Source organism: Pseudoalteromonas sp. MIP2626 (assembly GCF_013414205.1).
In the GTDB taxonomy this organism is placed as follows: domain Bacteria; phylum Pseudomonadota; class Gammaproteobacteria; order Enterobacterales; family Alteromonadaceae; genus Pseudoalteromonas; species Pseudoalteromonas nigrifaciens.
This window is the reverse complement of record NZ_JAATTW010000017.1, coordinates 53,500-63,754: the sequence shown is the minus strand read 5'-3', so window position 1 is coordinate 63,754 and position 10,255 is coordinate 53,500. Positions and strand designations below refer to the sequence as shown.

Genomic DNA, 10,255 nt, shown 5'->3' with positions numbered 1-10,255 from the left:
CGTTCAATCTGAGCCATGATCAAACTCTTCAATTAAAAAGTTTTATGTCTTTCGACAGCTCAATGAATTCTGAATTTTTGTTTTTGTTACCAAAAACGAATTGACTGTGCGTTATTATTTTCACTTTTAAAAAAGTAAAATCAAAACAGCTCAAGGCTGAATCTTTTAATAACATATGGTCACTCAGTTTCAATTGAGACTCTAATTTGTTTGCCTCGCTACCTAAGTAGCTTGGCTGTTAGAACTCAATCTGTACGAGTGCCCACACAGATGATTGCTTTATATTGTTAAAGAACGTTTTGAGTCGCTTTAGCGTCTCAAGGGATGCGTATAATACATCCTTTATTTTTCGAGTCAACACTTTGTTTTAAACTTTCTTTCGACAATTTAAAACCGAAGTTTTATTTAACTCTCTGAGTAGTTCGCGTCTCGCTAGGCGTTGACGTTTCCCGTCTCAGTGGGGTCGCATTATAGGGAGCCGCAGATTTTACGCAAGCGTTTTTATCGCCTTTTTTGCATTTAATTTTTACCCCAAAGATACACAAGCCAGGCTCACAGGTTACCCACAAACCCCTGTGGATAACTGCGCTTTTTATTCCTTAAACAAGCTTACTGTTATATTGCTATAAACTTAAAAATGTAAAAAGCACCTAGGTAAGGTGCTTTTAAAAGTAATAGTTATTAAGTTTTAGTACAAAATACTATATAACTTGCGACGATACTTTGCTGCAAGTGCATCACCGTCGGGTAAAGAGGCAATAATAGCTAAAAAACTTGGTTTTGCTTCGTTAAAATTCAGATCTTTTTGCAGCACTGTAAATAGTACATCTAATGCTTCTTCTTTTCTGCCGGCTTCATTGAGTAAAATACTTAGCTCTTCTTTTAATTCTAAGTCATTTGGGTACTTTTCTACTTGTTGTTGCTTTTCTTTAATCTCTGGTGAATCTTTTGCTTCAAGCGCAGCTTCGCATTTTGCTTTTATATTATTAAAGTAAGCATCTTGCTCTTGTACATCTATTGTATTAATTAGTGCTTGCGCTTCATCTACTTTATGAATTTGAATACATATATCTGCAAGTACTAATTTAATACGCGCGTTGCTGTTGTCAATTTCATAAGCTTGCTTTGCATAATTAAACGCGGCATTTAAATCTGACTTTAATAATGCTTGCTTTGCTTGCTCTAATAGTAAGTCTTGTTGAGCGGGTAAATGTTTAGCTAATGCTTCACGAATTTTCGCTTCAGCTTGGGCACCCGATAATACATCAACGGGCGCTGAGTCTTTTAACAACACCAGTGTTGGTAGTGTTTGTAAACCAACTTGCTGTGCTAATTGCGAAGCCAGAGCTTGCTCGGCATCGCAATCTAAATTTGCTACTACTATATAGTCGTTATATTCAGCGGCTAATTTATCTAATATTGCTGCCTGGTTAATACATTCAGGACTTTGCGCTGAGTAGAAGTTTAGCAGTACCAACTTTTGTTGTGATGTTTCGCCGAGTACTTGCTGAAAATTTTGCGCGTTGATACTAACTATGTTGCTCATTGAATTGATTGCCATATTCATTTATTTAGGTTTTTATATGGTGCTGAACATAATTATTACAAGTCATATATCTAAATCACTTGGATATACATTTATCTCAATAAGGGAAAATCATGAAGTTAACTTACTTAGGCACAGCGCTATTATTAGCTAGCCCTCTATTGGCGGCTAAATCATTAGACTTAAATTTACATAGCAGCATGCCAGCCATCGAAAGCTTTTACCTCGACCTGCATCAATCACCCGAGCTTTCGTATCACGAGCAACAAACCGCAAAAAAAATAGCAGCGCAGTTAAACAAGCTTGGTTTTGAAGTTACAAGCAATGTAGGTGGTTTTGGCGTTGTAGGCATTTACAAAAATGGTGATGGCCCCACAGTAATGATACGTACCGATACCGACGCCTTACCTATTACAGAACAAACAGGTAAGGCGTATGCTTCTAAAGTAACAGTAATAGACGAGCACGGTGCAAAAGTAGGTGTTATGCACGGCTGCGGTCACGATATACATATGAGCTCATTCATTGGTACTGCTGAACAACTAATAGCTCACAAAAATGCATGGCAAGGCACGCTAATGATGGTGGCACAACCCGCAGAAGAAGTAGGCGGTGGCGCTAAAGCCATGCTAAAAGAAGGCTTATTTAGTAAATATGCAAAACCTGATCACATAATTGCGCTACATGTAAGTGCAAGTGTGCCTGCCGGTAAAGTTGCGATAAAAAATGAATATACTATGGCCAGCGTCGATTCTGTTGATATAACTATAAAGGGTAAAGGCGGACATGGAGCTTATCCGCATACCACTATTGATCCGGTTATTATTGCTGCGCGCACTGTGCTTGCACTGCAAACTATTACGAGTCGTGAGCTTTCACCATTAGAGCCATCAGTTATTACTGTTGGATCTATTCATGGTGGCTCAAAACATAATGTAATTTCTGATGAAGTAAAGTTACAACTTACATTACGCAGCTATAACCCTGATATTAGAAATGCACAAATTGCAGCAATTAAACGCATTACCGCCGGTATTGCACAAAGCGCAGGCCTTGAGGAAGCGCTCTACCCTAAGGTGCAAGTACATGAAGATAAGTCAATTCCATCTACATATAATAACCCGGCACAAACCAACCTTGTGCGTCAAAGTATTGCCAGCGCTATTGGTGATGAAAATGTGCTTGAAACCCTCCCTGTAATGGCAGGTGAAGACTTTGGCCTATATGGCCGCACTGACGAAAATATTCCTATCACACTATTTTGGCTCGGTGGCGTTAACCAAGCAAAATATGCAAGTGCAATAAAAGCGGGCGAAACATTACCTTCACTGCATTCAAGTAAGTTTGCCCCTGACTATAAAGTCGCACTACCAACTGGCATTAAAGCCATGAGTAACGCAGCGGTAACTTTGTTTAATCAATAGTTTTATTTAAATAATAGCTCTGTAGTTAACCTGTAACAGAGCTTTTTTTATAACTCGACTTTTTATAAGGCGTTTTTTGGCCACGTTTAACAAAACGCTTTTTAGCTGAAGTTTTAGGCAGCTTTGCAAATACATTGCTATCGCAATTTGCAGCTTGTTGTACAAAACTATTTAAGTCGGCAAGTAAAGGCTGTAAAAATTGCTGATAGCTCATTACTTGCTGTGCAATATCACCTAAGCTCGATTCCCATTTAGCGGTTAAATCGGGGCGAACTAAACCTTGCGGCAGCACGCTAATAAGTGCACTCCCGGTTTCGGTTGCTTTAATTAATTTGCCTTCACGTTTTAAAAAACGGCGTTTAAATAATAATTCAATGATCCCCGCTCGCGTTGCCTCTGTGCCTAAGCCATCGGTGTCTTTAAGTACTTTTTTTATCTGTGGATCTTGTACATAGCGGCTTATGCCTGTCATGGCTGCAAGTAAAGTCGCATCACTAAAGTGCGCTGGCGGAGAGGTATATTTTTCAACAACCTCCCCTTGCGAGCAAAAAAGTAACATGTCTTTTGTTAAAAGCGGTAGCGTGGCTTCATCTTTCAATTCAGACTTACCCATTAGCACCTTAAAACCCAAGCTTACATCTTGCTTTGCATTTGCTTTAAATAACCCGCCAGCAATAGTTATCTCTGCTTTAGTTTCGTTGTAAATATAGTCGGGATAAAACTGTATTAAATAATGACGACATATTAATTGATAAACCTTTGTCTCATCGCTACCTAAACTTGTCGACTTTAACTGTTTTGCCGTAGGGACAATGGCGTGATGCGCAGCCACTTTTGAATCGTTAAAACATTTACTACGTTTTTTACTATCAGCTGCTTTTACTAACTCAACACCTTGCCCGCCATTAGTGCTTATAGCTTTTAAAATAGCAGACGCATCTTGGTGATGATCATTAGGTAAGTAGCGGTTGTCTGAACGCGGGTAGGTAATTAACTTATGACGCTCATAAAGAATTTGGCATATATCCAGCACCTTTTGCGCTGGCATAGCAAATGCTTTTGCCGCGTCTATCTGCAAAGCAGATAAGTTATAAGGCAGTGGCGCAGTTTGTTTTTTTTGCTTTTGTTCAAGCGCCGTTAGCTCAGCATTTTGCTGTGTGATACGCGAGGCTACGTTTTCAGCCAATGCTTTATTTAATACTCGCCCTTCTTCGTCTTGATAAGGCTCACATGCCTTACTGGGTATCCATTTTGCACTAAATGATTGTTTTTCGGGGGTGACTAAGTGGGCTAATACTTCATAAAATGGCTTCGATACGAAATTTGCTATGTCATTATCTCTATTAACCACCAAGCCAAGTATGGGTGTTTGTACTCGTCCCACAGAAAGTACGTTACCAAACCCAGCTTTTTGCCCTGCTAAAGTATAAGCGCGGGTTAAATTCATACCAAACAACCAATCAGCACGAGAGCGCGCTAAGGCTGAAACGCTCAACGGAATAAACTCACGGTTAGATCGCATAGTCGTTAATGCTTTTTTTACTGCAGCTAAGTTTAAATCACTAATTAATAAGCGTTGAATATGCTGCTTTTTAGTTTTACTTATTTTGGCTTCTTCAATAACTTGATCGACAAGTAATTGCCCTTCTCTGTCGGGATCACCTGCATGCACTAGTGCTGTAGCCTGTTTGATTAGCTTTTTTAACACAGTAAGTTGCTTGCGAGTTTTAGTTTTTGCTTTTAATTGCCACTGCTCAGGAATGATAGGTAGGTGCTCAAACTGCCACTTTTTAAAGCGCTCATCATAGTCATCGGGCTCGGCTTGCTCGAGCAAATGACCAATACACCAAGATACGCAATCACCATTTGCAACTTCAATGTAGCCATCGTGCTTTTTGTGCGGTTTTGGTAACGCGTCGGCAATAGCACGCCCTAATAACGGCTTTTCGGCAATATAGAGTTTCATAAGCAAGCTCTTTTACTGTTTATATACACAGTAGTTTAGCATATCAATTCACAGCGTGGGATGTTTTTATTAAACCGTATTATTTAACAACTCTGAGGTATTTGGCTGAGGTGGTGACTTTTAGTTAATTTTAACTAAAAGTCACCTGAAATCAATTACACTTAGTTTGCTTAAACCAAGTGTGTTTTTAATAAAATGACTGCTACCTTACATCGATAGGATCAGACTCTTTGGCTTTTCCTTGTAAAATAGATATTTCAACGCGACGATTACGACGGCGATCTTCATTGCTGTCATTTGGCACTAACGGCCGGGTTTCAGCACGCCCTACTACCATCATTCTATTTTTATCAAATCCAACTACTTTTTGCAGCTCACTAGCTACTGCAACTGCACGCTTAGATGAAAGATCCCAGTTATTAATATATAACTCGTTTGAAACCTGAAAATCGTCGGTATGCCCCGACACAGTAATTTCTCCAGGCACATCTTTTAATAGCACGCCAATTTCTTGAATAATGGGTTTAAACTTAGGTTGTAAAAATGCACTACCCGAAGGGAAAGAGCCATTTTCGCGAATACGAATAATTATTTGCTGCCCTAATGATTCAAGCTCTATGGCACCATCAATTATTTGTTTTTCTAATTGCTGGGCAATTTTTTTAACTAAGTCGTTTGTTTGCTGTTGATCGGCCGCTGAAATTGCTTGCTCCGATGCTTGCTCTTTGGAAGTACTACGCGACTCGCCACCACGTTTATCGCCCCGCTGCTCTTGCCTTCCGCCTGCTGAACTTTCATCACCTGCCTGAAACTCTAACATTTGCTGGGTCATTTCTACCGTTTGCTGTTGAATTGTTTCAATTGGGGTAGGCTCTGGCTTGCCCGGAGTAAACTCCATAGCAATAACTGATGTGCCTTTGGGAATATCTTTAACTTCTATTTTATTTTGTACACCAAATGCAAATTTCATCGAACCGGCAATTTGTTTAAATTTAAGTACATCCATTTCAGAAAACGCAAGCAAGAGCACAAAAAAGCACATTAATAGCGACATTAAATCTGCGAATGTCCCCATCCACGCAGGTAAACCTGGGGGTGGGCACTTGCACTCTTGATCAGACATAGTTAATCCTCAGTGTTTACTTTACGTTTTGATTCAGCAAGATAGTTTTTCAAAATACCTTCTATTACTTTTGGATTTTGACCATCTTGAATACCTAAAACCGCATCTAAAATTAAACGTTGATTCATTGCCTCTTCGTCTTTACGCAGCTCCAATTTTGTTTGAATAGGAATAGCGACTACGTTAGCTAAAAATGCGCCGTATAATGTGGTTAACAATGCCACCGCCATAGCCGGACCAATTGCTTTAGGATCATCCATATTAGATAACATCGCAACTAAGCCTATTAAAGTGCCTATCATTCCCATTGCTGGGGCTATATCACCCAAAGATTTAAATAAAGTAGCACCCGACTCATGCCGTGCTGTAGTTAATGAAATATCTTTTTGCAGTGTGGCCCGCACTACGTCTGCGTCGTGGCCATCTACTAGCATGTCAACGCCTTTGCGCATAAATGGATTCGGTATTTCTGCCTCTTCAAGTGCTAAAAACCCGCCTTTACGTGCTGAATCTGCAAGTTCAACTGCTTTTTCGATTAACTCTTCTGGCGACTCAAGCTTAAACATAAACGCTTTGGTAACCACCTTACCTATGCCAAAAAACTGTGACATAGTAAAGTTTGATAAAACGATAAATAATGAACCGCCAAATACGATTACAACAGAGGGCGTGTTGTAAAACATAGCCATTTCACCGCTACTACTCATAAACATGGACATGACAATTAAGCCAATTGCGCCAAGGATCCCAATAATGGTTGCTAAATCCACATTCCCTCCAAAGGTTTTTGCTTTTATATGCAAACGTTTGTTATTAATTGTTTATCGGCAAGATACTGAATTGCTTAAGCCATTTTTTATAGATAAACATAAAAAGCTGGATTAAGCACTATTCTAGATCAACTTGTGTAATCTATCTAATTATCAATTTTTTAAAACATAAAGCGTTTATTAACGAAAAAACCATTTCATCCTTTGACCTAGTTTAGCATTCCCCCTAAAATTGACTTCTAAATTTATTATGTAAGTTGAAATAAAGATGGCGACTAAAAAACCTGAAAACTTAAGTTTCGAGCAAGCACTAGAAGAATTAACAACAATCGTTAGTGAAATGGAACAAGGTGATTTATCGCTTGAGCAGTCATTAAAACAGTTTGAGCGTGGCATTGCTTTAGCAGGCGCATCGTCTAGTAAGTTGCAACAAGCTGAGCAAAAGGTGGCTATTTTAATGGGCAAAGATGAGAAGTCTGTATTAACCGACTTTGATAATGATATGGAATAGCCGTGACTATTAAAGAACTTATTACACATGCTCAAACTGATGTAGCCAATACTCTTAACCTTTATTTTGACCAATCGCTTAATACTGACGAGACCATAAAAGCCGCCACCCATTATAGTTTAATGAATGGCGGCAAAAGATTGCGTCCTTTTTTGGTTTACGCAACGGGTAAAATGCTCGGCGCAGATAAACAAGATTTAGACGTACTTGCTGCAGCTATAGAATGTATTCATAGCTACTCGTTAGTTCACGATGACTTACCAGCTATGGATGATGATGAATTACGTCGCGGACGCCCAACCTGTCATATCGTGTACGGCGAAGCACACGCAATTTTAGCCGGTGATGCACTGCAAGCTTTAGCATTTGAGTTAATAGCCAAGCATAATTTTAACTGTAGTGCTCAAGCTCAAGTTAAAATGATTGCTGAACTGGCACATGCCTCTGGGTTACAAGGTATGGTGGCAGGCCAAGGGCTTGATATTGCAGCTACTGATAAAGTAATAACCGTGGCTGAACTTGAGCGTATTCATAAGTTAAAAACCGGTGCGCTAATAAGCTGTGCAATTACACTGGGGGCTTTGTGCTCGAACAATGTTAGTCAAAACACGTTAGAAAATTTAGCCACTTTTGGCTATGCCATAGGGCTTGCATTTCAAGTACATGACGATATTTTAGACGTAGAAGGCGATACCGTTACTTTAGGTAAGCCTCAAGGGTCAGATATCGCTGCGAATAAAGCGACATATCCCGCTTTATTAGGTATGCTAGGCGCTAAAGAAAAAGCGCAAAACTTAATACAACAAGCCCATGCAGCGTTAGCAAATATAGACGCCGATACCAGTGCTTTAGCGTCACTAGCTAACTATTTAATTGAACGTGACCACTAAACACGGCTTAAACGTATTGCAACTTAGCACTAAAATTATTACTGAACATCAAATAACTCAAACAACGCGTTTGCACAGTTAGTTGATGTTAGCGAAGGACATATATAAAACCATGACACTTGATAGCAGCAAGTATCCATTACTTAATTTGGTTAACGAACCAGCCCACTTGCGAGACTTAGCGCAAGATAAGCTTCCTGCATTTAGCCATGAGTTGCGTGACTACTTACTCAACTCGGTATCGCAAAGTAGCGGGCATTTAGCGTCTGGTTTAGGTACCGTAGAGCTCACTGTGGCACTACATTATGTGTATAACACCCCAGATGATCGCCTTGTATGGGATGTAGGCCATCAAGCTTACCCACACAAAATACTCACCGGGCGTCGCGATTTAATGCACACCATTCGTAAAAAAGATGGCTTGCACCCTTTCCCATTTCGCGAAGAAAGCCAATACGATACGTTTAGTGTGGGCCATTCTAGTACCTCTATTTCAGCTGCGTTGGGCATGTCTATTGCTGCGCAAAAAGAAGGTAAAGGACGCAAAACGGTTGCCGTTATAGGTGATGGTGCTATTACAGCAGGCATGGCTTTTGAAGCCATGAACCACTTAGGTGATGTAAAATCAGATATGTTGATCATTTTAAATGACAACGAAATGTCGATTTCTGAAAACGTTGGCGCGTTAACAAATCACTTTGCCCGTATTTTATCGGGTAGCTTTTATACTAACATTCGCGAAGGTAGTAAAAAACTACTCTCGGGTGTGCCACCAGTTAAGCAACTTGCCAGTAAAATGGAAGAGCATATTAAAGGGATGATGATCCCTGGTACCTTCTTTGAAGAATTAGGCCTAAATTATATTGGCCCAATTGATGGCCATGATGTAAACATGTTAGTAGATACGCTGCGTAATATGCGTAACTTAAAAGGCCCGCAATTACTGCATATAAAAACCCAAAAAGGCAAAGGGTATAAACCCGCTGAAGCCGACCCTATTGGCTATCACGGCGTACCTAAGTTTGATCCTAATACATCAAGTTTACCTAAATCAAAACCCGGTGCGGCTACATTTTCTAATGTATTTGGCGACTGGTTATGCGACATAGCAAAGCAAGACAGCAAGCTTATGGCGATAACACCGGCTATGCGCGAAGGCTCTGGCATGGTGCGTTTTTCAAAAGAGCATCCTGATCAGTATTTTGATGTTGCGATTGCCGAGCAGCACGCTGTAACCCTCGCTGCTGGTTTTGCTTGTGAAGGCTTAAAACCCGTTGTCGCAATTTACTCAAGCTTTTTACAACGTGCGTACGATCAGCTAATTCACGATGTAGCGCTGCAAAACTTACCTGTGCTATTCGCTATTGACCGTGCTGGTATTGTTGGCGCAGACGGCGAAACACATCAAGGTGCGTACGATTTAAGCTTTATGCGCTGCATTCCAAATATGGTCATTATGGCGCCAAGCGATACAAATGAGTGTCGCCACATGTTATATACTGGTTATCAAGCAAATTGCCCTGTTGCTGTGCGTTATCCGCGTGGTAGTGCTGGTACGGCAGAAATTGCAACTAATATGCAATTACTTGAAATTGGTAAAGCCGATGTTGTTAAGCAAGGTGCTAAAGTGGCTATATTGTCATTTGGTACATTACTTGAAAACGCGCAACTAGCAGCTGATGAACTCAATGCGACTTTAGTTAATATGCGCTTTATTAAACCGCTTGATACTGCGTTACTCGATGAGTTAATAAACAGCCACAATGTAATAGTAACGCTTGAAGACAATGCAATTTCTGGCGGTGCTGGCTCTGCGGTTAATGAGTATTTAGCAACGCAAAAAGCACAGGTTAGCATTCTTAACTTGGGTATCCCTGATGAATTTATTAAGCACGGTACACAAGACGAAATGCACGACGAAATGGGCTTAGGCGAGCAAGGAATATTAACTGCTATCAAAGCGTTTATTAATTAACCTCCTACTCATTTAAAGCATATTAAAAAAGGAGCCTAGGCTCCTTTTTT

Annotated in this window: 8 protein-coding genes; 4 read left to right on the top strand and 4 right to left on the bottom strand. The window is 40.1% G+C overall.

All coding sequences use genetic code 11. The features are described 5' to 3' along the window. Window positions 1-688 precede the first annotated feature (688 nt). Entirely contained in the window at window positions 689-1,546 is an 858-nt protein-coding gene (locus tag HC000_RS09455; RefSeq protein ID WP_041454532.1) for a tetratricopeptide repeat protein, read from the bottom strand. A 113-nt stretch (window positions 1,547-1,659) separates the two neighbouring features. On the opposite strand from HC000_RS09455, the gene HC000_RS09450 reads away from it, so the two are divergent. After that, window positions 1,660-2,970: an amidohydrolase gene (locus HC000_RS09450; protein ID WP_179807528.1), complete on the top strand. Its 1,311-nt coding sequence runs from the start codon at window positions 1,660-1,662 to the stop codon at window positions 2,968-2,970. Window positions 2,971-2,995: 25 nt separating this feature from the next. On the opposite strand, the gene HC000_RS09445 is transcribed toward HC000_RS09450, so the two are convergent. The 3 genes from HC000_RS09445 to pomA all read right to left on the bottom strand — a co-directional run bounded on the left by HC000_RS09445 (window position 2,996) and on the right by pomA (window position 6,829). Further along, window positions 2,996-4,936, bottom strand: a complete 1,941-nt coding sequence (locus HC000_RS09445) for a DNA topoisomerase III (protein WP_179807527.1) — start codon at window positions 4,934-4,936, stop codon at window positions 2,996-2,998. A 202-nt stretch (window positions 4,937-5,138) separates the two neighbouring features. Then, entirely contained in the window at window positions 5,139-6,059 is a 921-nt protein-coding gene (locus HC000_RS09440) for a flagellar motor protein MotB (RefSeq protein WP_011329012.1), read from the bottom strand. A gap of 2 nt (window positions 6,060-6,061) precedes the next feature. Continuing rightward, a complete protein-coding gene (gene pomA, locus HC000_RS09435; protein WP_041454537.1) occupies window positions 6,062-6,829 on the bottom strand; it encodes a flagellar motor protein PomA in 768 nt (255 codons plus the stop codon). Between the two features lie 268 nt (window positions 6,830-7,097). Here pomA and HC000_RS09430 point away from each other — a divergent pair, with 268 nt between their 5' ends. The 3 genes from HC000_RS09430 to dxs all read left to right on the top strand — a co-directional run bounded on the left by HC000_RS09430 (window position 7,098) and on the right by dxs (window position 10,205). After that, window positions 7,098-7,340, top strand: a complete 243-nt coding sequence (locus HC000_RS09430; RefSeq protein WP_011329014.1) for an exodeoxyribonuclease VII small subunit — start codon at window positions 7,098-7,100, stop codon at window positions 7,338-7,340. A gap of 2 nt (window positions 7,341-7,342) precedes the next feature. Beyond that, window positions 7,343-8,230 carry a (2E,6E)-farnesyl diphosphate synthase gene (gene ispA / locus HC000_RS09425; protein ID WP_011329015.1) on the top strand — a complete coding sequence of 296 codons (888 nt, stop codon included), beginning with the start codon at window positions 7,343-7,345 and terminating at the stop codon, window positions 8,228-8,230. A 112-nt stretch (window positions 8,231-8,342) separates the two neighbouring features. After that, complete coding sequence (dxs, locus tag HC000_RS09420; protein WP_179807526.1) at window positions 8,343-10,205, top strand: 1-deoxy-D-xylulose-5-phosphate synthase; 1,863 nt, start codon at window positions 8,343-8,345, stop codon at window positions 10,203-10,205. Window positions 10,206-10,255 lie beyond the last annotated feature (50 nt).

Bases quoted from the DNA above. Each gene is read 5' to 3' on its own strand.
- HC000_RS09455 (WP_041454532.1), bottom strand. From the start codon at position 1,546: ATGAGCAACATAGTTAGTATCAACGCGCAAAATTTTCAGCAAGTACTC.
- HC000_RS09450 (WP_179807528.1), top strand. From the start codon at position 1,660: ATGAAGTTAACTTACTTAGGCACAGCGCTATTATTAGCTAGCCCTCTA.
- HC000_RS09445 (WP_179807527.1), bottom strand. From the start codon at position 4,936: ATGAAACTCTATATTGCCGAAAAGCCGTTATTAGGGCGTGCTATTGCC.
- HC000_RS09440 (WP_011329012.1), bottom strand. From the start codon at position 6,059: ATGTCTGATCAAGAGTGCAAGTGCCCACCCCCAGGTTTACCTGCGTGG.
- HC000_RS09430 (WP_011329014.1), top strand. From the start codon at position 7,098: ATGGCGACTAAAAAACCTGAAAACTTAAGTTTCGAGCAAGCACTAGAA.
- dxs (WP_179807526.1), top strand. From the start codon at position 8,343: ATGACACTTGATAGCAGCAAGTATCCATTACTTAATTTGGTTAACGAA.